This is a genomic window from Nonomuraea sp. NPDC059007, assembly GCF_042740555.1.
In the GTDB taxonomy this organism is placed as follows: Bacteria; Actinomycetota; Actinomycetes; order Streptosporangiales; family Streptosporangiaceae; genus Nonomuraea.
Map to the genome: position 1 here is coordinate 100,577 of NZ_JBHYJD010000006.1, position 24,524 is coordinate 125,100.

A 24,524-nucleotide genomic window follows, 5' to 3' on the forward strand; every position below is an offset into this window, starting at 1 on the left:
GTGATCGTCGGATCGCTGCGGTACTCGCCGTCGAGCGTGGACCTGAAAATGATCTCCGGACGGCGCAAGTCCCCCCACCTGCTCATCGAGAAACTCGGCAATCGGACACAGCCCCGCTGTTACCCGCGGATGTCGGCAGATGACACCTCAATCCTTGCCCTCCAGACTCCACAGGAACTTGTACATCCCAGAAGATGGATTGTTGTGCGGGAAGACTGTTCCGTTCAGATCATGCCGGACGTCAAGCCTCTCGGCATGACGCGCAGCCTTCTTCCGCATGGGCATGTACGCCTCGGCGTCGATGCTCTTACCGGGCCTCCCATCCAACCTGCGCGATGACCGTTCCGCCGACTCGGTGTCCATGAAGGCGCCGCAAGCCTGATGGTGCAGCATTAACCAGATCTCGAAACACGGATTGGATATCGCAAGCTTGATGTCGTTGGACTTCGCCAGATCGACCGCCTGCGCGAGGTTCGGATGATTCAGGGGCCATTCAACATCAAAGAGGCACCAGCATTCATCCACTTCCGGATCTTTCTTGTACCCCACTGCCTTGCGGACCAGCGTCAGCGGAACGCCATGATCGAGATGGATGTGGATGCTCAGCGCGGGTGTTCTCGGCTATGTGTGCAAGCCTTTTCAGGCCGTTGATATAGTCGGGCTCCGAATTCCGGCCTTCGCAGAAGACCACGATGGTGCGAAGCTCAGGGCGCTTTTCCGCTTGCCGCCGCAGTGGCCTGCCGCCCTTTGGCCGCCCCTTCGCGCCCATCAGCCGATCAGCCCAAGCGCGCGGAGCAGCGCGGACTGATCCACTTGGGGAAGCGCGCCAAACCTTCCGTGCAGATAGGCGTTCTCGAGGTTCTGCGACTTCCGTACTCGCTCGCCCGCGAAGTCGGCCAGCGCGCCGAGACGAGTTGAACCGTCCGGGCGTTTTTCCGTCAGCCAAACCTCGTCTCTGTTGAGAGAATTCAACAGGCTGGCATCGTGAGACGTGAAGACGAGCTGGGCGCCGCGCGGGTTGGTCACCGGGCTGTGGAAGATGCGGAGCAGCTCGGCAGACAAAGTCGGATGCAGGCTCGCATCAAGTTCGTCGAAGAGAACGGCAGTGCCCGTCCTGAGCGCGGTCAGAACCGGGCCGATGAGTGCGAACCACGTCCTGGTGCCTTCTGATTCGGCATGCCATTCGAACGGCATGGTTTCATTCAGTGTTCTGTGGAGCAGACGAAACCGGCGTCGAGCGCGTCCCCTGGGCTCGGAATAGCTCTCGTCCTGGTCCTCGATGATCACGTCCTCGATACCTAGATCGGCGAGCCGCAGCAGCGACAGCGCTTGTTCGCGACCTCCGATGATCCCGGCATCAAGCTCGCTCTCCCCGAACAGCGAGAGCTGATCGCCGGGCTGTTCGAACCATCGAAGCGTCGAGAGCGGAGCCCCACCGTACGGCAGGCCACGCATTCGGTGCCTGGCCGTTTGCCCAAGCACGTGCATTCTCATGAAGCTCGCGGCGAAGTCCGTGACGAGCGGCTCGTCGAACCTCCGCGCGACCGAGAGCGCCAGGGTGCGCTGCGTCATCAGTTCCCGCGTACCGGACAGGCCCCCGAGTCCTCGCTGGAGCTTCAGCTCCATTTCCTCCCGCTCGAAGATTCTCCGGCGCTTCTTCTCCGGGTAGTGGAAGAGCCCTTCGTAAACGACCCGCTCACGATCCAGTTCAAGCAAGTACTCGAATCGCACACCCTTGATCGCGATCTCGACACTGAAGCTGCTCGGGGTGACCGGGCCTTCTCCGAAGGCGAACGGCTCGATCGGGATCTCGTCTTCCCAGATGCGTAGAGAGTGCCGCACGGCATCGCGCAACCACACGAGCGCGTCGATCACGTTCGACTTGCCTGAGGCATTCGGCCCGTAGATCGCCGCTATCGGCAGAAGGCTCTCCCCGAGCAGCGAGACCGGACGCGCTTCTTCGCGATCACGATCGATCGCAACCATCGAGAGCTCGATGGGTTCACTGATCGAACGGTAGTTGGCAGCCGCGAACCTGATCAACACATTCACACCTTACCTTGCGTCATTGGCGTTGACACAGGGTCGGTATCGTAAAGATCGCACGAAAACAAGGCTCTGTCGGCAGGCAGACCGCAATCACTATGGCTCACCGCTTGATCCTTGCAAGACTTGAAGGGCGAGGTCCAGCCACCGCGCCTTGCACCGTTTCCCCCCGCCGGCCTGACTTCGTAGACGGGAAGTAGATCCACATGCGGGCCAGCGAGGGGACCAGCCCTCATCGCGCGGAAGCGATGTCAGTTGCCGCCTCGCCCGTCGCGCTTGGATCCGCACAAGCCCTTCGTCGACCACATGCTCCGCGTCGATCTGAACGCACCAGCAAAGCAGCGCCACCACACCCAGCCCGCTCTACCTAAGATCGCACCTTCTGTCCTCAGAGGTACGATCGCGCCATGGGGTTAGCTCACTGGGTCGGATGGTCAGTGTTCCTGCTGAGCCTCGTGAGCGTGGTGCTCATGGTGATGCTACGACGCCGCCGCCGATCGGCCCTTTCTCCAGGACGGGGACCGGATCAGTGGCCCTGGCAGCGGTTGGGACTTCCGATGCCGCTGCCGGAAGAGACTCGCGCTCGTGCGGCCGTCCTCCTCAACGAAGGTAAGAGCGCAGATGCGGCTCGAACCATCCATGAAGACACAGGGCTCGGGCTTGAGGAGGCGGAACGCCACGTCGCCAACATGCTCGCCGCCGCACACATCCGCGCGAACGACACCCTATGGCCTGACGATCAGCTTGCCGACCGTGTAGGTGAGCTGATCGCGGCAGGACGATCGGAGCAGGCAATTCTTCTCATCCGTGGCGAGACGGGAATGAGCCACGCGGACTCCGAAAGCTTGATGAATGAGCTGAAAGCCCGGTATATCGGCCAGGAAGCGGGGGGTCGCGATCCTGCGATGTAGACGTTGCGGTGGTGAACTTCGGAACCGCGCGAGCTCTTTGGACCGCTTGCCGGGATGATCCTGGCCGCTCAACAGCGGAGATCACATCCACCGGGCCAAGCCATCCCCTTCTACCTACCTGGGAAGACAGGATGGACCTGTCACAATGCCGAACTTCCACGACCCGGCTTCATGGGCTGGACCTCAACGAGTCATCCGCGTCGAACGCACGACGATCGCCGACTGGCAGATCCCCGAGAGCCGCTGGCTCTGGTAACCGCCCAGGCATTCGGACAGTTCTGATATCCGATGGTGCCGTTCCAGCGGCTGCGCCGCCCCGTCCGGGGCGGCGACCGGCCCGCTTCCAGGAAGAGAGCCCCTGACCACGTTCAGGTGACGCCAAACTGCACGGGTTCGGCCTCTTTCGAGGCACCATGAGAGGTGATCGGTCAGTGCCCCTCTGAGATCATGGGCGCGCTCTCTCTTTGCGGGCACCGCCCCTGCCGCAGTATCAGCACAAGTACCGGACTCATGTTGTTGACCTGGAGGATGGCATGGTGCTGACCGAGACTGCCCCGGAGGCGTTACCGAAACGTCGAAGCAGGTGGCCGTTGTTCGTGTGCCTTGCGCTCCTGGCCTTCGTCGTCGCCTCCGTCCTGATCTTCAAGATCCCCGAGGGGCGGAACGACGAGAGGCTGATCCGGCTGCAGGAGCGGGTGAGCAGGCTTTCGCTTCCACCTCAAACCGAGCCTGATCAGCGTGCCCAGGCGAGCATGGTGGGTCTTTTGTCGGGCAACAGCAATCATTGCGACTATCTGGTCCACCTGGCCCTGGTCACGAAGCTGCCCGACGCCGAGATCGCACGCTACTTCCAGTCCGTCACAGTCGAAGGCGTCGAAGGTCGCGAGATTTCCGGCACCGTGTATGTCAACCCGAGCGGATCATGGCGGGGAGATGGATACAAGGGCGTCATCGTGGAGTTCTTCGACGGAGGCCACGAGGCCGGGTTCGATCTGCGCTGCCACTGAGCTGCAATGTCTCATGCTCATATTTCGGGTACGCGGGGCGAGTCGACGTGATCAGCGAGATAGATCATGAGCCCTTCGGGGTGCATCCCGAATGCCGCGGCGACAAGCTCGGCATTCATGGCATTGACCAGGTCAATCAGCCGGGCGTTGAGACGACGGCCGGGTCCAGGACGTGGTTGACATAGGCGACGGAGGCTGGGCTCCTGCCCGCTTTGGTGATCAACAGATTCGGGTTGCTGGTGCGCTCGGTTTCGCGGTGAGCCACACGTCCCTGCACGGTGGCCCAAGTGACTGGGTCCAGGGGACACCGTGCAGGGACGTTGTCCGAGACGGAGGGTGCGATGTCGTCCAGGCGGCAGCTCGTGTCCAGCCCGGCCAAACCTGGGCTTGCCCCTTGAGGAAGCGCCTGAGCGAAGCGAAGTCCACCAGGGGTCGGGCCTCGGCCCGACTGGAGAAGCGCGGGAGCGAAGCGACCACCTTTGTGGCGGGGCGGGTGTCAGCCGGTCAACACCCCAGTTGGGCAACGGGTGGGCCGGGAAGGGCGTCTGAGCGGCAGCGAAGTCCTTGCCCTTAAGAGCGGAGCATAGGCGGGTGGAGGAGTTCGGCTGGGCCGCGTTTGTAGAGTTTGGCTGGGCGGCCGCCGTCCCGGGTGGTGGTGGATCCGGTTTCCACCAGGAAGCCTTCCGCCTTGGTGACCTTCCTGTGGAAGTTGCGGGGGTCCAGCAGTCTGCCCCACACGATCTCGTACACCCGCCGCAAATCCGCCACCGTGAACTCCGGTGGGCAGAAGGCCGCGCCCAGCGACGTGTACTCCAGCTTCGCCCGTGCCCGTTCGATGGCGTCCAGCATGATGCGTCTGTGGTCGAAGGCCATCACGGTCAGCTCGGCCGCCGGGATCCACGCCATGTGCGCCTTCTCCGACGCGGGCAGATCTGGCGCCAAACCCAGATAGGCCACGCTCAGCACCCGCTGCCTCGGGTCCCGGTCCGGGTAGCCGTACGTCTGCAGCTGTTCCAGGTGTACTGGCGCGCCCGGCAGGCCCGCGCGTTCGGCCAGGATCCGGCGGGCCGCGTCCGGCAGGTCCTCGTCCAGCTGGATGAAGCCGCCGGACAACGACCATCGCCGGAGAAAGGGCGGGTTGTCCCGGCGCCAGACCAGCGCGCTCAGTGCCTGGCAGCGCACCGTGAGCACGACCAGGTCCACGCTCACCGGGACGCTCGGCACCATGCTCCGCACGTTACACGCTGATCCGGACCCGGAGCGGTTCCGTCGCCGCCTGTCCGGAGGGGAGCTTCACCCCGATGCGGATCCATTCTCCGGGCGGCACCTGCGACCAGTCGAAGGGTACCCATGCGGTCTGCAGGCCCTCGGCGAGGCTGGGGTCCTGGGGGACCTTGTCCAGCCAGCCGACGCCGGCGATGTCGAGGTCCTTGGTGCCGCCGCTCCATTCGACGGTGACGCTGCCGCCTTCGAGGTTGTAGCCGCGTACCTCCATCCCGTCCTGGATGTCGCGGTTGCGGCGGATGGCGTCCACGACGATGGGGCGGGCGTAGTCCTTGATGATCTCCTTCTCCAGGGAAGGATCGCCGCAGGTCATGAAGTCGCTCCACATGTAGGAGACGACCTTCTGGACGTAGCGGCCGGCCATGGTCACGGCCTGGTCGAGGCGCTTCTTGTCGGTCTTGCCGCGGGTGCCCTGCGGGGTGCAGGGCTGGTCGCCGGAGGGTTCGAAGGCTTCGACGTTGGCCCAGAGGTCCACCTTGAAGCCCTCCGCGAGCATCTGCTCGCGGGCGATGGACATCTCGCGGTAGTAGTCGCGGCTGGAGCCGTGGTAGGTGTCGCCGTACGTGCTCTCGCCCACGAGCGGCCGCAGGCGGGGGTCGACCTCGTCGCCGCGCTGGTCGGGCCAGAAGAGGCCGACCTTGCCGGTGCCCCGGCTGTCCTGCGGGGCGATGATGCCGACGCCGGTCCTGGCCAGTGCCTTGAACGCCTCGGCCACCTGCAGCGGTGTCTGGCCGAACCCGACCCGCTTCCTGGCGTCCATGTAGGGGCTGATCAGGATGGGCTTGTCGGGAAGCTCCTGTTCGACGATCTCGTGCTGGTCGGCGTACACCTGGAGCGTGGGGTTGCCGGCCAGCGTGGCGCCCATCTGCACTTCGAAGGGCTGGTAGACGCCGCCGAGCGCGTCGCGGCCCTCGAAGCGGGCGCCGTAGTCCTGCAGGATGCGGCGGGTGAGCGTGGTCAGGGCGCCGATGTGTGCGGGGTTGGCCCTGGTCGGGGTCTTCTGGTCGCGGGGGGCCAGCGGCAGCGCGGGGAAGACGCGCACGCCGAACTGGTCGCCCAGCGTGAGGAGCTGGGTGAGGCTGTCCATCTTCGACGCGGCGATGAGGATGAGGTCGTACTTGCCGGCTTCCTCGAAGTTGCAGCTCGCGTCGTCGGAGCCGTCCATGGGCGCGATGAGGCGGAAGTAGACGCGCTTGCCGACCTCGATGGTCCGTTCCACGTCGGTGCAGCGGAAAATGCTCGTGCTGTACGACTCGTCGGTCCGGTAGACGAAGGTCCTGGCGATCCGGTTGCCCGGGTTGAACTTCTTGAGGTCGTCGTCCGCCGCCTGCCGGCAGGTCCTGCCGTTCTCGACGCAGCCGGCGTAGAGGTCGTCGACCTGGTTGTTGTCGCGGCGCAGGATGCGGCCCTGGTCGTCGATCGGCCGGTACTGCATGCCGTACCCGATCCTGATGACGGTGTCGCCGCCGACCCGGTGGATCTCCTGGAACTGGTGGCGCCAGGTGCACGGGTTCGACTTCGGCATGATCCAGTAGCCGGTGACGGCGTAGGTGTACTTCTCGTCGGTGTCGAAGGTGCCGCACGGGTCGCTGAACTCGGAGACCTGTGGCGTCGGCTGTTCCTTGGTGGGGCTCACGACCGGCTTGCCGCTGGTCTTGATCGGTTTCTCCGAGGAGGAGGGCAGCACGATGACCACAGCCGCTACCGCGGCGAGGACCGCTACGCCCAGGAGGACGAGGAGCCAGCGCACGTTCAGGAACCTACCGCCCTCGTGATGTGCCGGAAATAAACAGCCAGAGCTACTTCTTCACCCCGGCCCACGCCTCGAGCTGGGCCACGAACCGCTTGGCGGAGTTCGGCCAGTGGTGGTTGGCGCGGGCCGCCGCGTAGCCGCGGGCGCCCTGGCCCTGCCGTTCGCGCACGTCGTCGCGGAGCGTCAGCACCGCCTGGGCCACGGCCTTGGGGTCCTGCCACGGCACGACGACGCCGCTGTCGTATCGCTCCACCAGCTCCACCGCGCGCGGCGACGGGGTGGTGATCACGGGGATGCCGTGCGCCATGTACTCCACGATCTTCGTGGGCATGGAGTGGCGGTAGTTGGGCTCGTCGTGGAGCAGCGAGAGCCCGGCCAGCGCCCCGTCGAGCCGCTTGAGCGCCTCGTCGTTGGGCATGAAGTCGCGCCATTCGAGCACGCCTTCCGCCACGGCCTCGTTGAGCATGGGACGGCTCTGCGGGTCGGCGTAGCCGATCAGCTCGACCGCCACCTTGTACGGCTGAAGGATGCGGGCCACCTCGACCGCCTCGCGTACGCCGCGTGCCCACGACAGCCAGCCGAGGTAGACGACCCGGTCGCCGCCGGGGGCGGTGACGGTGTCGGGCACCCACGTCTCGTTGGGCACGATCAGGTGGGCGTGCTTGAACCGGCCCGCGTACGCGGTCTCGGCCAGCAGCAGGTGAAGGTGACGCTCCGCCGTACCCTCGAGGAGTCTGGCGAAGAAGCGGACCGGCGGGCGCAGGAACGACGGCAGCCAGTGCTTGAGCGAGAGCGTCGCCGGCGTGTCCTCGTGCACGTCCCAGACCACGGGCGGGCGTTTGCGCACGCCCCAGACCGCGAACAGCAGTTCGGGGTCGTGGATCAGCACCAGGTCGACCTTGGCCCGCATCCGCTTGAACAGCTTGCGGGCGGCGAGCACGGCGGAGATCCGCTTGCGCTCGGCGGCGCGCGGCAGGTCGACGCTGTTCACCCAGGAGCGGGGAACGACTCCGCGCGCCGTGTACGGCGCGGCGTACGTGACCTCATGACCGGCATCGACGAGCGCACGGATCTGCCGGTGCAGGATCCTGGCGTCCTCGGGGTGATGCACCACCGTCATGACGAGCACGTGCACTGCGCGCAGCCTCCGTCGCTACAGCCGCTCGACGCGTTCACCCTCGGTGAGCACACCGCGGGTGTCCAGCACGAGCCGGGCCTTCTCCTCGATCATCCCGAGGTCGAAAGCGGCGTGCTTCTGCAGCAGCAGGGTCACGTCCGCTTCCACTACGGCCTGGGCCAGATCCTCCTCACGCGGCACCGGAGTGCCGTCCACGAGCCATTCCTTGACGTGCGGGTCGACGTAGGAGAGGTCGGCGCCCAGTTCCAGCAGGGCCCTCGCCACCGGCAGGGCCGGCGTCTCCCGCTCGTCGGCGATGTCTTCCTTGTAGGTCACGCCAAGCATGACGACCTTGGCGCCGTTCACGGCCTTCTTATGCCGATTCAGCAGGCGTTGCGCGCGGGCCACCACGTAGGACGGCATCCGCTCGTTGATCTCCTGGGCCAGCTCGACGAACCGGAAGGGGTAGCCGAGCTTGCGTACCGTGTACGAAAGGTAGGACGGGTCGACGGGGATGCAGTGCCCGCCGACGCCCGGTCCGGGCAGGAACTTCTGGAACCCGAACGGCTTGGTGGCCGCGGCCTCGATGGCTTCCCAGAGGTTGATGCCGAGTTCGTCGCAGAAGATCGCCATCTCGTTGACGAGGGCGATGTTGACGTGCCGGTAGGTGTTCTCGAGCAGCTTGGCCATCTCGGCCTCGCGGGTGCCGCTGACGGGCACGACCTGCTCGATGAACTGCGCGTAGAACGCGGCGGCGCGGTCGCGGCACGGCGTGGTGTAGCCGCCGACGACCTTGGGGGTGTTCCGCAGGCCGAACTTGGGGTTGCCCGGGTCGATGCGCTCGGGCGAGAAGGCCAGGTGGAAGTCCTGACCGGCGATGAGACCCGAGGTTTCGAGCAGCGGGCGGGCGACGTTGTCGGTGGTGCCCGGGTAGGTCGTGGACTCGAGCACGACGAGCGTGCCCTTGGTGAGGTTGCGCGCGACCGTGCCGGTGGCGCCTTCGACCGCGGACAGGTCCGGGCGGTGGTCCTCGTCCAGCGGGGTGGGCACGCAGATGACGATGGTGTTGCTCTTGGCCAGCACGGACTCGTCGAGCGTGGCGCTGAAGCCGTTGTCCAGCATGTGCTCGAGATCGGCGTCCGTCAGGTCATCGATGTAGGACTGACCGGCGTTGAGCGCGTCGACCTTGCGGGGGTCGACGTCGACGCCGACGACCCGCAGTCCAGCCGCCACGGCCTCCTTGGCCAGTGGCATGCCGACGTATCCCAGGCCGATGACAGCCAAGTCGATTTCTGTCACAGCTGTACCTTGGCGAGCCGGAAACAACACTTCATGGTCGCAAAGGTTATCTCAAGTCCACTCAGCTCACGCCTAATGCGAGCGAACCCGTCACAACCGGCAGGCAAATCCCGGGTCATCGTTCGTCTAGGGATCGGTAGAGCGTTCGATAAGTCTCGGCAACGCGGCTCCAGGTCCGCTTGGCGGCCACTTCAGCCCGTCCGGCCTCACCCATCTCAGCACGTCTGGCGGGGTCCTCGCGGAGCGCGGCCAGCGCCTTCGCGAGCTCTTCCGGGTCTCCGGGCGGCACGAGCAGACCGGCGCCGTCCGAGCCGACAAGCTCCGACAAAGCGGGCAAATCACTGAGTACGACGGGCTTCCCGAGCGCCATCGCCTCGACGGGTTTCAATGGCGTAACGAGTCGGCAAACCCGCAGGTCCTCCCGCGGGCAGACGAAGATGTCGATCGCCGCCTGAGCTTTCAGCGCTTCTTCAGGATCGACCCGGCCGGGCAGGATCGCGGTGTCCAGGCGCAGCTCCTTGACCAGTTCGAGGAGGTTCTCCCGCTCGCTGCCGTCGCCGACGATCAGCGCGCGCACCGGAGTGCCCTGGTCGCGCAGGTACGCCGCCGCCCGCAGCAGAGTGGCGAAGCCCTCATAACCGACGATGCTGGAGACCGAGCCGACCACGATCTCGCCGTCGGCGATCCCCATGTCCCGGCGGAACGCGCCGCCGTCGTAGGAGACGCTCAGCAGCGAGTCGTCCACGGCGTTGGGCGCCAGGTAGATGTTCTCGCGCGGCACCCCGCGCTCGACGATCTCGGTGGCCATCGTCTCGGCGAGGGTGACGACCGCGTCGGCCTCGCGCATGAGGAACGCCTCGCGCTCGCGCTGCAGCACCGCGCGCTGGCTGCCGGTACGCACGTCGGGGTCACGCGAGACCCAGGTCTCCTCCAGGAACCCGCGTACCTCGTAGACGAAGGGTGTGCCCGTCCGCTGACGTACGGCGTGGGCCACCGAGCCGTTGCGATGGTCGGTCGCCGCGTGCAGAACCTGGGGCCGCAACTTTTCGACCAGCCGGGTCACCTCGTCGGCGCCCCGGATGATCCGCCCGGTGGTCTCGAACGGCATCTCGCCCCGCCCGTCCGGCAGAAGCCGGTAGTAGGGGATGCCGTCGACCTCCTCGAACGGCGTCGCGTCCGCGTGTCCCTGCAGCATCGGCCAGCCCCAGCTGGTCACGACGTGCGGGTCGAGCCCGGCGGCCTTCTGCGCGGTGACGATGCGGTGGGTCCGCACGGTGTATCCGGCCTGCGTGTACGGCAGGGCGTTGGTAACGCAGTGCAGCACCCGCCCGTCGACCCGCTCCCCGATCGCCACGGCCGGCTTCGGCGGGATCGGATCGGGGCTGATCGCGGCCAGCTCGCCCCGGTAGTAGGCGGCCCTGCGCTTGACGAAGGGGTATTTGACGTGGGGATCGAGCACCTGGGCCGCTTCGGTGATCCGGCCGGCGTCCCAGTGCGCCTTTGCCTCGTTCCACGGGGCCTGGACCGCGCGCATGCTGATCTTCCGCACCGCCCAGCGCACCTTGCGCGCGGCGGGCCAGGCGACCTTGCCCACGATGGGACGCAGCACCGGCGGAAGCGCGTCCGCCGCGGCCTGGGCCACCCGCACCGGATCCGACTTCACCTTCGTCACGACGACGCGGGAGACGATGATCGGGTGCTGGACGAAGCCTTTGAGTAGTCCGCCGACGCCCGCTCGGGCCGACTTGGCGGAAACCTTGCGTCTGGCGTCGGATACCACGCGGTGACCGTACCATAGGCAACGTTTTTCCCTGTTTCGCAATGAAAGGCGAGGTCAATGCGGGAGAACCCCCTGGTCCTTCACGTTCTGGGCGCCCGGCCCAACTTCGTGAAGGCCGCCCCGGTGGTCCGAGCACTCGGCGAACTCGGTGTGCGTCAGGGCATCATCCACACAGGTCAGCACTACGACGAGTTGATGTCTGACGTCTTCTTCCGCGACCTCGCGCTGCCCGACCCGCTCGCGAACCTGGCCGTCGGCTCCGGCACCCACGCCAAGCAGACCGCGGCGCTCCTGATCGGCCTCGAAGAGGTCTTCACCGAGCACGATCCCGACCTGGTCGTGGTCTACGGCGACGTCAACTCCACGCTGGCCGCGATCCTGGTGGCGGCCAAGCTCGGTATCAAGACCGCGCACGTCGAGGCGGGCCTGCGCTCGTTCGACCGCGGCATGCCGGAGGAGGTCAACAGGATCGTCACCGACTCGCTGTCGGATCTGCTGTTCACCACCTCGCCGGACGCGCTGCAGTTCCTCGCGCGCGAGGGCGTCGCGCCGGAGAAGGTGCACTTCGTCGGCAACCCGATGATCGACAGCCTCTTCTCCGCGCTGCCCAGGCTGGACCCCGCGCCGATCGTGGCGCGGCTCGGCCTGCCCGAGCGCTACGCCGTGGCCACGCTGCACCGCCCGGCCAACGTCGACAGCCCGGCCGCCGCCAAGGAACTGGTCGACTCCGTGTTGTCCGTGGCCGAGCGCATCCCGCTCGTCGTGCCGATCCACCCGCGCGGGCGTACCCGGCTGGCGGAGGCCGGCCTCGTGGACGGCCCGGCGGTCAAGGTCGTGGACCCGCTCGGCTACGTCGAGTTCCTGTCGCTGGTACGCGGGGCCGCGCTGGTCGTGACCGACTCGGGCGGCGTGCAGGAGGAGACGACCATGCTCGGCGTCCCGTGCCTGACCGTGCGGCCCAACACCGAGCGCCCGGTCACCATCACCCACGGCACCAACCGCCTGGTCACCCCGGCCTCGCTGCCGGCCGCGGCGGACAAGGCGCTGGCCGAAGGCGCGGCGACGCCCTCGGGCGAGCTGCCGCCCCTGTGGGACGGCGCCGCCGGCCCGCGGATCGCCCGGGTCGTGGCCGCGTGGCTCAAGGGGGACAACCTGTCTCCGGCCGCGCAGGGCACTCGGGGCGAATAACCCCACAAACCCGGACAAGGGGTACGGCGCAGCCGTACCATCGACTGACCCCCGCGAAGCGATAGGCGAGCACCATGGCCGAAACCCCAGAAGAGCCGACCTACCAGCGGCTCGGTCCCGTCAACTGGCTCCCGGAGGAGCGCAAGCTCGTCGAGCGCTACGAGGCCGACATCAGGGAGCTGCGGCGACGGCTGGAGATCGCCGAGGCCAAGGCCGCCTACGCCGGATGGAAGCTGGAGGCCACGCAGGCCAAGCGGACGTTCAAGCTGGGTGAGGCGCTCGGTGCCAAGAGCCCGGGGCAGATCATCAAGGCCGTCCGCTCGCACGACAAGGCGCCCAAGGCGCCCGAGCAGGCGGTGACCGAGATCATCGAGCAGGCGGGCAAGCGCCCGCCGCTGGTCGACGTGCCCGCGATCAAGTGGCCGGCGGGCCCGGTGAACCGCCCCGACCTGCGCGTGGCCGTGATCCTGGACGACTTCTCCCGGATGGCCTTCCGCTACGAGTGGGACCAGATCGAGTTCGGGCTCAAGGACTGGCCGGAGATCTTCGCCGAGAAGCGGCCCGACCTGCTGTTCTGCGAGTCGGCCTGGCACGGCAACCAGGGCCGCTGGCGCTACCAGATGACCGGCACCAACGCGCCCAAGGACCCGCTGCGCGATCTGGTGGCCTGGTGCAAGCAGGAGGGCATCCCCACGGTCTTCTGGAACAAGGAGGACCCGCCGAACTTCGACTTCTTCATCGACACGGCCAAGCTGTTCGACTACGTGTTCACCTGCGACGGTGACATGCTGCCGAAATATCGGGAAACATTGGGACACGACCGGGTGGACGTGCTGCAGTTCGCCGCCCAGCCCCGCGTGCACAACCCGATCCAGCAGAAGCAGGGCCGCCTGCACGACGTGGTCTTCGCCGGCATGTACTTCCGCGACAAGCACCCCGAGCGCCGCGAGCAGATGGAGACCGTCCTCGACCCGGTACGCGAGCTGGGCCTGCACATCTTCGCCCGCAACGGCGAGGTCGACGAGAAGTACGCCTGGCCGGAGAAGTACCGCCCGCACATCGTCGGCGAACTCCCCTACGACCAGATGCTGGCCGCGTACCGCATGTACAAGGTCTTCCTCAACGTCAACTCCGTGCTCGACTCCCCGACCATGTGCGCGCGCCGCGTCTTCGAGCTGTCGGCCTGCTCCACGCCCGTCGTCACCGGCTGGTCGCGCGCGATCGAGGAGACGTTCGGCGAGCTGATCCCGATCGCCCGCGAACCGATCGAGTCCTACAACCAGGTGCTCCACCTCGTCAACAGTCCCGAACTGCGCGCCCGCATGGGCCACCTGGCCATGCGCGAGGTGTTCGACAAGCACCTGTTCTCCCACCGCGTCGACCAGATCCTGCGGCTGCTGGGCCGCCCGGTCAGCGCCGGTGAGCGCTCGATCTCGGTCGTGCTGCCCACCAACCGCGCCTCTCAGATCGAGCACGCGATCTCCTCGGTGGCCAAGCAGATCCACCGCCCGCTGCAGCTCGTGATGGTGCTGCACGGCCTCGACATCGACCCGGTCGTCGTGGCCGACAAGGCGCGCATGGCGGGCATCAGCGACGTGACCGTGCTGCCGGCCGCCGCGGAACTGTCGCTCGGCGCGTGCATGAACCTCGGCATCGCGGCCGCCGAGGGCGAGCTGATCGCCAAGATGGACGACGACAACCTGTACGGCGAGCACTACCTGTCCGACCTGGCCCGCGCCTTCGACTACACCGACGCCCAGCTCGTCGGCAAGGGCGCGCACTACAGCTACTTCGAGGGCTCCAACACCACGATGCTCCGCCTGCCCGGCCTGGAGCACCGCTACTCCTTCCTGGTCCAGGGCGGCACGTTCCTCGGCAAGGCCGAGATGTTCCGCGCCTACCCCTTCGCCGACATCACCCGCGGCGAGGACACCCACCTGGTCCGCCGCCTGAAGGAGGACGGCGTCAAGATCTACTCGGCCGACCGCTTCAACTTCGTCTACTGGCGCAGCGCGGACGCCAGCATGCACACCTGGCAGGCCGACCACATCAAGCTGACCCGCAACGCCCAGTTCTCCTTCGTCGGCCACCCAGGCCCGCACGTGCTCATCTGAGCACCTGGCGGATCATCACGGCCAGGCAGAACACCCCGAGCACCAGCCCCCACACCACGTCGGTGACGTAGTGCATGCCCCGGTAGAGCCGGGAGGCCGCCACGATCAGCGGCAGCCCGGCGCCCATCGCCCACACCAGCCCGGTCAGCACCCGGTGCCCGTGCAGATGGATCGCCAGCAGGACGGCCAGGCCGCCGTAGAAGCAGACGGCGGCGCTGACGTGCCCGGACGGCCAGCTGCTCGTCGGCGGCGCGGCGTCCAGGTGCGCCACCGGCGGACGGCTCCTGGCCACGAGCGCGCTGGTCGCCAGGAACACCAGCGACTGCGACCAGACCGCCGCGACCAGGAACACCGACTCCCGCCAGCGCCCCAGCGCCAGCCGGAACCCGATCGCCGCCAGCGCGGTGAGCACCACGATGACCGGGGTGTCGGACAGGCTGCTGCCGATGTGGGTGGCCTGATCCAGGAGCGGCACGCGCTCGGCGGCGATGTCCGCCATGACGCCCGGCTCGGCCCAGTCGGAACGCTCGACCAGCTCCCCCAGCGCGAACGTCGCCGCCGTCATCAGCGACAGCCACACGACGGCCGGCCATAACCGGGCGATCACGTCACGCACGTCGCGCCACCTCCGGTTCCACGCCTTCGACCATCGGCTCGGCCGGCTCCCTTCCCATGTCGCGGCGCCACCCCTCGAACGCCGCCGTCGTGGCGGCGACCACCAGCAGGCCGAGCAGCACCCCGCCCACCGCGTCGCTGACCCAGTGCACGCCGAGCGCCACGCGCGTGGCGGCCACCGACACCGCGAGGAACGCCGCGATCCCCCACGCCAGCGCCTTGCCCGCCCCACGCAGCCGGGGCAGGAGCAGAAGCACGAGCACCCCGGCGCCGAGCGTGGCGGTCAGCGCGTGCCCGGAGGGGAACGCCTCGCCGGGCGCGATCGAGACCGGGTCGGGCAACTCCGGCCTGATCCGGCCGATGACGAGCTTCAGCAGCAGGCCGAGCACCCCGCCCGCGGTGATCGTGACCATCGCCCAGACCGCCGGCCGGCAGGCGCCCCGCCAGGCCAGCCACGCCGCGACCGCGATCACCGCCAGCCGCCACGGCCAAGGGCCGAACACGTCCGTCCAGGTCAGCATCCACCGGGTCAGCTCCGGGTTGGCCGTGGCGACGGCGTGCAGGCCGTACGCGGTGGCGCGGTCGAGCTGCCACAGCGGCGGGAAGGCCGCCTCGACCAGCAGCGCGAGCACGGCGAAGAGCGCACCCGCGCAGAGGGCGACGACGACGGCGAGCGTGAGCCTGAGACCGAAACGAGGCATCAGAAGTCCTGGGTACGGCGCAGCCGCGGCGGCCGGCCGTCCGGGTCGACGACGAGACGGTAGAGGGGCATCGCCAGCGCCTTGCTCACCCGCCCCAACTCGGGACGGCCATGGCGGCGCAGGCGGCCGGGCGGGCGGGGGCCGCGCCGGTCGTTGTCGTGCCAGGCGTCCAGCCGCGCCGCGGACTCGGCGAACGCGTCGAAGGCCGCCTTCGGATCGCACAGGTCGAGGACGTCGTCCTCGTCGCGGTCCAGATGCTCGGCGGCCAGCGTGAGGCGCAGGTCGCGGGCGAAGCGCCGCGCGCCGGCGGGCGGGCGCGGGTCGGGCTCCTCGTCGACCACCGCGCAGCTCAGCTCGGAGTCGAACGTCCAGGAGCGCAGGTTGACGTTGTCGGAGCCGATCGTGGCCCACACGTCGTCCACCACGCAGACCTTCGCGTGCACGTAGACGGGCGTGCCCTCGTGGTTCTCCAGGTCGTAGATGGCGATGCGGCCGTCCCCCGCGCGCGTCAGCCGGTCCAGCGCCTCCGCGCGGCCGATCAGGCTGGCCGGGCCGGCCAGCCAGCCGTCCTGGTCGGGATGGCGCGGCACCACGATGATCATGTGAAGGCCGGGTTCGCGCTCCAGCGCCTCGGCGAACGGCTCGATGACCTCCGTGGACCAAAGGTACTGGTCCTCCAGGTAGACCAGCGAGCGGGCGCGGGCCAGGACCTTGAGGTAGGCCCGCGCCACGCTGCGCTCGCCCTCCGGCGCGAACGGCAGGGCCTTGCGCAGATGCGGGTAGGTCCGCAGCAGTTGCACCGCGTGCGTGCCCGCCGGCTCGGGCGGCGGGCCCGGCTCTGGCAGCGGGGGCGCGTCGTCCATGCTGCTCAGGCGGTCGCGCAGGCGCCTGAGCGGGTGGCGGGTCTCCGGCGCCGGGTCCTCCCAGCGCTCGCAGAAGACCTTCTCCACCTCGGCCACCGCCGGGCCGCTGATCGCCGCCTGGGCGTCGTGCCAGGGCGGGCGGGCGCCGTACGCGCCCGGCATCGGGGCGGCCTGCGGGTCACCGCGGTGGGTGGCGTCGTCGCGGCGGCTGTGACACAGGTCGATGCCGCCGACGTAGGCCACGTCCCGCCGCGGGTCGCGGTCGTGGCGCAGGATGACGAACTTCTGGTGGTGGGAGCCGCCGTGCCGTACGCGGGTGTCGAGCAGGCACTGGCCGCCGGCGGCCTCGACGCGCTCGCCCAGGTGGCGGTTCTCCTCGGCGCTGAAGCGCAGGAAGTCCAGGTGCGAGCGCCAGATGAGGCCTCTGACCAGCGCGCCCCTCTCCGCCGCCGCGGCCATCGCGCTCGCGATGGCCGGGCCGTCCTTGGCCAGGCGCTCGTCCGGGTCGCCGCGCCAGTCGGCGAACAGCAGCAGGTCGTCGCGGCCCAGGGCGGCCAGGCGATCCCGGAGTTCGGCGAAGTAGGTGGCGCCGTGGATGAGGGGGCGGACGAGGTTGCCCCGGGTCCAGGTTTCGAGCTTGGTCTCGGGGTTCCCGCGTTCGTCCTCGGTGAGGAACCAGTCGTCGAGTCTCATGTCCGGCGCCAGCGCGACTCCCCGAAGCAGTAGCCGGCGAACAGCAGCAGCCCGAGCGCGACCACCACGAGCAGCCACGGGCCCGCCGGGGTCTTGGCGAAGGCCCTGAGCGTGCCGTCGATGCCGCTGACCTTGTCGGGGTCGAAGGTGAGCGCCGCCTGGACCACGAAGATCCCGGCCAGGCCGGCGATCAGCCCGCGGGCGACGTATCCGGCGAAGCCCAGGCGGTCCATCACCATGCGGGCGCGCGGCGGCATCCGGCCTATGTCGAGCTCCTCGCGGAACTTCTTCTTGACACCCTGGTACACCCAATACGCGCCCAGCGCGACCAGCACGAGCCCGATGACGGTGACGATGACCGCCCCGGCGGGCAGCGCGAGCAGGTCGCCGGTGACGTCCTGCGACTTCTTGTCCTCCGACTTCGCGCTCCCGGACATCAGCACGGTCAGCAGCGTGAAGACGATGAACACATACACCGCCACCCGGCCTGCCGACTCGGCGCGGTCCAGGGCCTTCCCGCTGCCGAAGAACACCTCCGACAACTGCCAGAGCGCCAGCGCGGCGAATCCGACGACCATGATCCATAGGACCACGGCGCCGAAGGGCAGGCCGGCCAGCATGCCGATGGCGCCGTTCTTGTCGGCCTCACGCTCGCCGTCGCCCAGGGCGATCTGGACGGCGAGCACGCCGATCAGGCCATAGAGCACGCCGCGGCAGGCGAGCCCGATGCGGGCCAGCCGTACCATGGCGGGGCTGTCGGCCGCTTGGCGGGCCGCGGACTCTGCCTGGCTCACCGTTCCTCCTGAGGGTCGTTGAGACCCCCAAGTGCCCGGAAAAATCCCGCTTAGACCTCTTTTACGGCTTCCGCCGCGTGCCAGCTCGCCAGAAACCGCAGCGCCTCCTCGGTACGCGAGCCCGGCTCGGCCAGGTAGGTGACCAGAACCTGGTCGCCCTGCTCGCCCGGCCGCAGGCTGTCGTAGTCGAGTACCAGTTCGCCCGCGAGCGGGTGGTCCAGGATGTTGCGCCCGGCAGACCGCTCCTGAACCTCGTGCTCGGCCCACAGGCGGCGGAAGTCCGCGCTCTTGACCGACAGCTCGCCCACCAGCGCGGCCAGTTCCCGGTCGCCGGGATGGCGGCCCGCGTCCAGCCGCAGGAACGCCACCGTCTCGCGGGCCTTGTGCTCCCAGTCGCGGAACAGGGTCCTGGTGTGCTCGTCGAGGAAGACCAGGCGGGCGCAGTTCAACGGGCCGTCCGGCGGAGTGGGCCGGTTCCAGAACAGCAGGGAGGCCAGCCGGTTGCAGGCCAGCATGTCGGTCCTGCGGCCCATGACGAAGGCGGGGATGTCGGGCATCGAGTCGAGCACCCGCCTGAGCGTGGGACGGACCCGCTCCACCGGGGCCTTCACCGCCTTGCCGCTCGCCGGGCGGGCGAGGTCGTGCAGGTGGGCGCGTTCGGTGTCGTCCAGGCCGAGCACGCGGGCCACGGCGTTCAGCACCTCGGCGGAGACGTTGCCCGCCCGCCCCTGCTCCAGCCGGACGTAGTACGGCACGCTGACCCCGGCGAGCAAGGCGACCTCTTCCCTGCGCAGCCCGGCCACCCGGCGGCGCTCGCCGTACGTGGGCAGGCCGGCGTCGGAGGGCCGCACCCTGGCGCGGCGCGATCGCAGGAACTCCCCGAGGTCATTGGCCATGACCCCATTGTCGGACATTTCGCCGAACGGCGCCTGACCCTGCGAGTACCACCCTCGGCACTGTCCTGGCTACCCCGGTCGGCGTCCTCCCAGGATGAGAGCCATGGACAACCGCATCGCCGTCATCACCGGCGCCTCCTCCGGCATCGGCGCCGCCGTAGCCGTCAAACTCGCCGAGCGGGGCGCCAGGGTCGCACTCGTGGCCCGCAGGAAGGAGCGCGTCGAAGCGCTCCGCGACCGGATCGGCGACCGGGCCATCGCCGTGGCCGCCGACGTGAGCGACCCCGCCGAGGTCGAGGCGGCCAGGAGCCGTGTCGCCGCGGAGCTGGGCCGGGCCGACCTCGTCGTCAACGCCGCGGGAATCCTCGTTCCCGGCCTGCTCGACACGCCGGGACCCGGTACGCCCGCGGACTGGCGGCGCCAGCTCGACGTGAACGTCGCCGGGCTGCTCCACGTCTTCCGCGCGTTCCTGCCCGACCTCCAGGCCGCCGCCGCGGCGGGCGGACCCGCCGACCTGGTGAACATCTCCTCGATCGCGGCCGCCAGGATCGAGCCGGGCGCGGCGGTCTACGCGGCCACAAAGGCCGCGGTCAGCCACCTGTCACGAAATTTCCGGAACGAGCTGGCGCCCCGGAACATCCGCGTCACCAACCTCGAACCCGGCGTCGTCGTCACCGAACTGCTGTCCGCCTCCGAGCTGGGAACGGCCTGGCTGGAGGACATGAAGACGAGGATCGACCCGCTGGCCGCCGCCGACCTGGCGGAGGTCGTGGCCTTCGCGGTCAGCCGCCCGATCCACGTGAGCCTCCCGGAGATCACCGTGGTGCCGACCCGCCAGGTGTAGATCTTCTATGTGCATGCATATTCTGTATGTGCATGTACAATGAGGTTCCGCTGGGAGGGAGGCGCCTGATGGCGACGGACGACGACGACATGTGGGTGGGCGTGATCCGCCTGCACGCCAGAGTCGAGCACGAGGTGGCCGCCGCCCTGCAGAAGCACGGCCTCGGCCTGTCGGAGTACCGGGCGCTGTGCCACCTGTCGACCGCCGACGGCGGCTCCCTGCGCATGCAGGAACTGTCCGAACTCCTGGGCCTCAACCAGAGCTCCGTGACGCGCCTGGTGGGCCGCCTGGAGAACAGCGGCCTGAGCCGCCGCGACTTCTGCGACCAGGACCGCCGGGGCGTCTACACCCTCATCACCGACGAGGGCCGCGCCAGAAAGGACGACGCCGCCCCCACCTACGAGGAAACCCTCACCGCCGCCCTGGACAGAGCCGCCAAGGAGGGCCTGGCCGACACCGTCACCGCACTGCGCGCCTCCATGCGCCGCACCACCTGAACCGTCGGCGGCATCAGGGCCTGATCGTGCGCAGTTCGGTGAGCAGATCCCTGATCACCGAAGATCCGGCCAGCTCGCGGGTGGTCACGTACCCCACCTGACGCAGCGGCGCCCCCTCCCCGAGCTCCTCCGTGGCCACCTTGGGCGGCGCCCCCGCGGCCGACAACCGGGGCACGATGGCCGTCCCCAGCCCGTGCCCGACCATCGACATCGCCACCCCGTCGTCCTCGACCGTGATGTCGCCCGACGGTATCCACGCCTGCGCCGCCAGCCACCGCTTGGTCTCGCCCGAGCAGTTCTCGTGCCAGTCGATCATCGGCAGCGCGCGCGGGTCCGGGTGTCCCGACGGATAGGCCAGCACGTACGGCTCCGCGTACAGCTTCTTGCTGACCAGCCCGTCCACGTACACCGGCAGCGACACCACCCCCACGTCCGCGCGCCCGTCGGCGACCTCCCCCGCGATCCCCCGCCCGAGGTCGGGCACGATCCGCACGTCCACGGTCACCCGAGGATGCCGCCGCCCGAACCGCACCAGCACCCCGGGCAGCAGATGGAAGGCCGCGCTTCTGAAGGCGGCCAGCCGGATGGTCCCGGTGGCCTCGCCGCGGGCGGCGGTGTGGGTGTCGGTCCGCATGACCTCCATGAGCCGCAGGATGCGCCGCGCGTGGCCGACCGCCGCCGACCCCGCCGCGGTGGCCGTGGCCCCGCCGCGCCCGCGCCGGAACAGCACCGCGCCCATCTTCCGCTCGGCCGCGCGCAGGGCGTGGGAGACCGCCGACTGGGTGAGGCCGAGCCGTACCCCTGCCCTGGACACGCTGCCCTCGCCGTCCACGGCGACGAGCACGCGGAGCTCGGCCGCGCTCAGATCGTTCACGGCGGCGACAACATATGAAGGACGTTCATACATTCCGCCACTCCCACGAACACCACCTGCTGGCTACGCGGGCACCCCTCTCCTAACGTCGGGGCCATGAGAGCGATGCGTGCGGAACGGCGTGGCGGACCCGAGGTGCTGACCCTGACCGAGGTCCCCGACCCGGTGCCGGGCCCCGGCCAGACCTTGGTGGACGTCGAGGCGGCGGGCGTGAACTTCTCCGACCTGGGCCGGCTGGACGGCAGCTACCAGCCGCCCGAGCTGCCGTTCGTACCGGGCGGCGAGGTGGTGGGCCGCACGCCGGACGGCCGACGGGTGCTCGCCTTCGCCGGCAGCGCGTTCGCGACGAAGGCGCTGGTGACGGAGGCGGTGGAGATCCCCGACGACATGGCGGCGGGCGCAGCGCTGGCCCTGCTGGTGCAGGGGCTGACCGCCTGGCACCTCCTGCGTACGGCCGCGCGGCTGGTACCCGGCGAGAGCGTCGTGGTCAACGCGGCGGCAGGCGGCGTGGGCCACCTGACGGTCCAGCTCGCCAAGGAGTTCGGCGCCGGCCGGGTGATCGGCACGGCGTCCACGAAGGAGAAGCGCGAGCTGGTCATGGGCTTCGGCGCGGACGCGGCCATCGACGGCGAGGCGGACGGCTACGCCGACCGGGTGCTCGCGGCCAACGACGGCGGCCCGGTGGACGTGGTCCTGGACGCGGTGGGCGGCCCGGTCTTCGACGCGGCGATCGGCGCGCTGGCCCCGTTCGGCCGCCTGATCGCGTACGGGATGTCGAGCGGCCTGGACCCGTCGCCGATCGATCCCGGCGAGCTGGCCCAGCGCAACGTCTCGGTGGGCGGCTACTGGCTCGGCGCCCAGCTCCGCCTGCCCGGGAGCACCGCCACGCGACCGCTGCCCGAGCTGATCGCCCTGACCGCCGCCGGCCGCCTGCGGCCGCTGACCGGCGGGGAGTACGAGCTGGAGCGGGCCGGGCAGGCGCTGGCCGACCTGGCGGCCCGCCGTACCGTGGGGAAGGTGGTTCTCAGGCCGTGATCCTGGCCAGCTTCTCGTCGGCCAGGCGGGCGAGCTCGTTCAGGCCCTCCTTCTTCACCTTGGTGCCGATGACCAGCAGGCTGGTGACCACGCCCTTCCTGGCGATCACCATCGCGGCGATCTGGGCGGCCTTGCCGCCGCTGACCGCGGTGGTGACGAAGGCGTGCGAGCGCTCGCCGCGGGCGGGCATCTTGAGCGCGACGGTCCGGTAGGTGACCTTGGCGCCGGCGACCTCGGCCCGGTACTTCACGCACCGCGCCGGCACCGGTCCCGGGAAAGAGTCGGTGGCCACGATGGCCTGGGTGATGGAGCCGTCCTTGGAGGAGTAGGCGACGACGGCCGCGGGCGCGCCGCCGAGCTCGGCCGGGTCGAGCTGGCCGACCCCGGCGCAGTCCGGCTCGGACACCTTGGCCTCCTTGAGCGCGGCCATGCCCTGCTTGGTGGCCTTGAGCGAGCCGTACGCGCCGGTCTCGGGGCCGTAGGCGACGCTCATGCCGTTCGGCGCGGACAGCAGCCCCGCGCCGAGCCTGGCCGCGTCGACGGGCTTCTTCGCGGAAGGGGAAGGGCTGGCGGCCTGCCCGCTGGAGCAGCCCAGGCCGACCGCCATGATGAGAATGATTCCGGAAAAAGCCTTATGCATGAATTCCCCAATTCGCATCAGCGGCATTTTTCATCACGCTAGACGAATCGGAGCACACGTTTTCCGGCCTTGACGGAACGCCCCGCCTTTACGGTTTCACGGGCTTTTGTGGTTTTTCTTCGGTTCCATTGGGCGTCGCTCCGTTGAGAATGGCGCGGGCCAGTCCCAGCCCGGTGCCGCCCAGCGTGAGCGCCTTGGCCAGCAGCTCCTCGACGCCCTGCGCGCCGTTGAGCACCACCATGTGGTCCACGTTGCCGAACGCCTGGGCGCCCGCCTGTACCACCTCCGGCCAGCGCTCGGCCAGCTGCTGGGCGATGACGGCCTCCTGGTTGTCGGCGAGCGCCTCGGCGCGCGCCCTGATGGCCGCCGCCTCCGCCAGGCCCTTGGCCTGCTCGGCCTCCGCCTCGGCCAGGCCCAGCGCCCTGGCCGCCTCGGCCTGGGCCAGACCGCGCGCCTTGGCCGCCGCGGCCTCCGCCTCTCCGGCGACCCGGGTGGCCGAGCCCGCGGCCTCACCGCGCAGCCGTACCGACTCCGCGTCCGCCGCGGCCGCCTGCTTGACCTGGGAGGCCTGGGCCACGGCGCGCAGCTCGGTCTCCCTGGCCTCGGCCTCGGCCTGGGCGATGCGGGCGTCGCGTTCCGCCTGGGAGAGCGTGACCGTCTCGTACGCCTTGGCGTCGGCGGGCTTGCGTACCTGCGACTGCAGGCGCTGCTCCGACAGCTGGGCCTCCAGCTCGGCGGCCCTGGTCTCCTGGACGACCACCTCCTGACGGGCGCTGGCCTCCGACAGCGGTCCCGCCTGGCGGGAGGTCGCCTGGGCGCGGTCGATCTCGGCCTGGTAGGAGGCCTGCTTGATCTGGGCGTCGCGCCAGGCCGCCGACTTGTTGGCCGCGGCGACCTGCTCGGCCTCGGTGGCCTCCTGGTCGCGCTGCGCCTCGGCGATGCGGGCGCTGGCGGCGATCTTGGCGGCGTGCGGCTTGCCGAGGTTGGCGATGTAGCCGGTCTCGTCGTCGATCTCCTGGATCTGCAGCGAGTCGACGATCAGGCCCAGCTTGCTCATCTCGTCGGCGGCCGAGGCCCTGGTCTCGCTGGTCAGGCGCTCGCGGTTGAGGATGAGGTCCTCGACGGTGAGGCCGCCGATGATCGAGCGCAGGTGGCCGGTGAACAGCTCGTGGATCGCGCCCGTCATGAAGTCCTGCTGGTCGAGGAAGCGCCGGGCGGCGTTGGCGATGGAGGTGAGGTCGTCGCCGACCTTGTAGATGACCACGCCCCTGATGTGGACGGGGATGCCCTGCTGGGTGACGCAGGAGACCTGGAGATTGGCGGATCTGGTGTCGAGGCGCAGGCGCCTGGCGGTCTGGAAGCCGGGCAGCACCGCCGTACCCTTGCCTGTGATGATCTTGAAGCCTAACGAGTCGAGAGCGTCGCCGCGGCGACGGGCGCCGAGGCCCGAGATGATCAGCGCCTCGTTCGGCTCCGCGACCCGCCAGACGGCCTTGAACAGCAGGATGATGACAACGACCGCGACGAGGATTCCCCCGCCGGCGATGAAGAACTCAGGGGACATCAGGTCTCC

Annotated in this window: 22 protein-coding genes; 7 read left to right on the plus strand and 15 right to left on the minus strand. The window is 69.1% G+C overall.

Translation table 11 applies throughout. From position 1 onward, the window contains the following. Positions 1 to 147: 147 nt before the first annotated feature. Positions 148 to 606 (minus strand): RloB family protein, encoded by a 459-nt coding sequence (locus ACFWY5_RS11635; protein WP_379631893.1) that lies wholly within the window; start codon positions 604 to 606, stop codon positions 148 to 150. A 162-nt stretch (positions 607 to 768) separates the two neighbouring features. Next, entirely contained in the window at positions 769 to 2,046 is a 1,278-nt protein-coding gene (locus ACFWY5_RS11640) for an ATP/GTP-binding protein (protein ID WP_379631553.1), read from the minus strand. 557 nt (positions 2,047 to 2,603) lie between these two features. Here ACFWY5_RS11640 and ACFWY5_RS11645 point away from each other — a divergent pair. Both ACFWY5_RS11645 and ACFWY5_RS11650 read left to right on the plus strand, forming a co-directional pair. Next, positions 2,604 to 2,957 (plus strand): hypothetical protein, encoded by a 354-nt coding sequence (locus ACFWY5_RS11645; RefSeq protein ID WP_379631555.1) that lies wholly within the window; start codon positions 2,604 to 2,606, stop codon positions 2,955 to 2,957. 533 nt (positions 2,958 to 3,490) lie between these two features. Next, positions 3,491 to 3,964: a hypothetical protein gene (locus ACFWY5_RS11650; protein WP_379631557.1), complete on the plus strand. Its 474-nt coding sequence runs from the start codon at positions 3,491 to 3,493 to the stop codon at positions 3,962 to 3,964. 570 nt (positions 3,965 to 4,534) lie between these two features. Here ACFWY5_RS11650 and ACFWY5_RS11655 read toward each other — a convergent pair. From ACFWY5_RS11655 to ACFWY5_RS11675, 5 genes are all read right to left on the minus strand, one after another. Then, complete coding sequence (locus ACFWY5_RS11655; protein WP_379611203.1) at positions 4,535 to 5,191, minus strand: NUDIX domain-containing protein; 657 nt, start codon at positions 5,189 to 5,191, stop codon at positions 4,535 to 4,537. 10 nt (positions 5,192 to 5,201) lie between these two features. After that, entirely contained in the window at positions 5,202 to 6,998 is a 1,797-nt protein-coding gene (locus ACFWY5_RS11660) for a DUF4434 domain-containing protein (protein ID WP_379631559.1), read from the minus strand. Between the two features lie 49 nt (positions 6,999 to 7,047). Further along, a complete protein-coding gene (locus ACFWY5_RS11665; protein WP_379631561.1) occupies positions 7,048 to 8,136 on the minus strand; it encodes a glycosyltransferase in 1,089 nt (362 codons plus the stop codon). Positions 8,137 to 8,154: 18 nt separating this feature from the next. Continuing rightward, positions 8,155 to 9,417, minus strand: a complete 1,263-nt coding sequence (locus ACFWY5_RS11670; RefSeq protein ID WP_379611199.1) for a nucleotide sugar dehydrogenase — start codon at positions 9,415 to 9,417, stop codon at positions 8,155 to 8,157. A gap of 115 nt (positions 9,418 to 9,532) precedes the next feature. Beyond that, positions 9,533 to 11,197: a glycosyltransferase family 4 protein gene (locus tag ACFWY5_RS11675; protein WP_379631564.1), complete on the minus strand. Its 1,665-nt coding sequence runs from the start codon at positions 11,195 to 11,197 to the stop codon at positions 9,533 to 9,535. Between the two features lie 57 nt (positions 11,198 to 11,254). On the opposite strand from ACFWY5_RS11675, the gene wecB reads away from it, so the two are divergent. Both wecB and ACFWY5_RS11685 read left to right on the plus strand, forming a co-directional pair. Beyond that, positions 11,255 to 12,385 carry a non-hydrolyzing UDP-N-acetylglucosamine 2-epimerase gene (wecB, locus tag ACFWY5_RS11680; protein ID WP_379631566.1) on the plus strand — a complete coding sequence of 377 codons (1,131 nt, stop codon included), beginning with the start codon at positions 11,255 to 11,257 and terminating at the stop codon, positions 12,383 to 12,385. 74 nt (positions 12,386 to 12,459) lie between these two features. Next, positions 12,460 to 14,499: a glycosyltransferase gene (locus ACFWY5_RS11685; RefSeq protein ID WP_379631568.1), complete on the plus strand. Its 2,040-nt coding sequence runs from the start codon at positions 12,460 to 12,462 to the stop codon at positions 14,497 to 14,499. Here the strand turns inward: ACFWY5_RS11685 and ACFWY5_RS11690 are convergent. From ACFWY5_RS11690 to ACFWY5_RS11710, 5 genes are read right to left on the minus strand one after another with little or no spacing between them, the layout of a single operon-like run. Then, positions 14,492 to 15,115: a phosphatase PAP2 family protein gene (locus tag ACFWY5_RS11690; RefSeq protein WP_379631570.1), complete on the minus strand. Its 624-nt coding sequence runs from the start codon at positions 15,113 to 15,115 to the stop codon at positions 14,492 to 14,494. The genes ACFWY5_RS11685 and ACFWY5_RS11690 overlap by 8 nt on opposite strands. Continuing rightward, positions 15,108 to 15,815: a phosphatase PAP2 family protein gene (locus tag ACFWY5_RS11695; protein ID WP_379631573.1), complete on the minus strand. Its 708-nt coding sequence runs from the start codon at positions 15,813 to 15,815 to the stop codon at positions 15,108 to 15,110. The genes ACFWY5_RS11690 and ACFWY5_RS11695 overlap by 8 nt, the downstream gene beginning before the upstream one ends. Further along, positions 15,815 to 17,371 (minus strand): phospholipase D family protein, encoded by a 1,557-nt coding sequence (locus tag ACFWY5_RS11700; protein ID WP_379631575.1) that lies wholly within the window; start codon positions 17,369 to 17,371, stop codon positions 15,815 to 15,817. The genes ACFWY5_RS11695 and ACFWY5_RS11700 overlap by 1 nt, the downstream gene beginning before the upstream one ends. Then, positions 17,368 to 18,165 carry a DUF1206 domain-containing protein gene (locus ACFWY5_RS11705; protein ID WP_379611191.1) on the minus strand — a complete coding sequence of 266 codons (798 nt, stop codon included), beginning with the start codon at positions 18,163 to 18,165 and terminating at the stop codon, positions 17,368 to 17,370. The genes ACFWY5_RS11700 and ACFWY5_RS11705 overlap by 4 nt, the downstream gene beginning before the upstream one ends. A 50-nt stretch (positions 18,166 to 18,215) precedes the next feature. Beyond that, positions 18,216 to 19,061, minus strand: a complete 846-nt coding sequence (locus ACFWY5_RS11710; protein WP_379611190.1) for a helix-turn-helix transcriptional regulator — start codon at positions 19,059 to 19,061, stop codon at positions 18,216 to 18,218. Between the two features lie 103 nt (positions 19,062 to 19,164). On the opposite strand from ACFWY5_RS11710, the gene ACFWY5_RS11715 reads away from it, so the two are divergent. Beyond that, entirely contained in the window at positions 19,165 to 19,905 is a 741-nt protein-coding gene (locus ACFWY5_RS11715) for an SDR family oxidoreductase (RefSeq protein ID WP_379631577.1), read from the plus strand. A 68-nt stretch (positions 19,906 to 19,973) separates the two neighbouring features. Beyond that, complete coding sequence (locus tag ACFWY5_RS11720) at positions 19,974 to 20,402, plus strand: MarR family winged helix-turn-helix transcriptional regulator (RefSeq protein ID WP_379631579.1); 429 nt, start codon at positions 19,974 to 19,976, stop codon at positions 20,400 to 20,402. Between the two features lie 13 nt (positions 20,403 to 20,415). Here the strand turns inward: ACFWY5_RS11720 and ACFWY5_RS11725 are convergent, their stop codons facing one another. Then, positions 20,416 to 21,276 carry a LysR family transcriptional regulator gene (locus ACFWY5_RS11725; RefSeq protein ID WP_379631581.1) on the minus strand — a complete coding sequence of 287 codons (861 nt, stop codon included), beginning with the start codon at positions 21,274 to 21,276 and terminating at the stop codon, positions 20,416 to 20,418. A gap of 96 nt (positions 21,277 to 21,372) precedes the next feature. Between ACFWY5_RS11725 and ACFWY5_RS11730 the strand changes: the two genes are divergently transcribed. Further along, positions 21,373 to 22,311, plus strand: a complete 939-nt coding sequence (locus ACFWY5_RS11730; protein WP_379631583.1) for a zinc-binding alcohol dehydrogenase family protein — start codon at positions 21,373 to 21,375, stop codon at positions 22,309 to 22,311. On the opposite strand, the gene ACFWY5_RS11735 is transcribed toward ACFWY5_RS11730, so the two are convergent. Together ACFWY5_RS11735 and ACFWY5_RS11740 are read right to left on the minus strand one after the other, a co-directional pair. Then, positions 22,301 to 22,918 carry a hypothetical protein gene (locus ACFWY5_RS11735; RefSeq protein WP_379631585.1) on the minus strand — a complete coding sequence of 206 codons (618 nt, stop codon included), beginning with the start codon at positions 22,916 to 22,918 and terminating at the stop codon, positions 22,301 to 22,303. The genes ACFWY5_RS11730 and ACFWY5_RS11735 overlap by 11 nt on opposite strands. A 121-nt stretch (positions 22,919 to 23,039) precedes the next feature. Further along, complete coding sequence (locus tag ACFWY5_RS11740; protein ID WP_379631587.1) at positions 23,040 to 24,515, minus strand: flotillin family protein; 1,476 nt, start codon at positions 24,513 to 24,515, stop codon at positions 23,040 to 23,042. Positions 24,516 to 24,524: the final 9 nt, after the last annotated feature.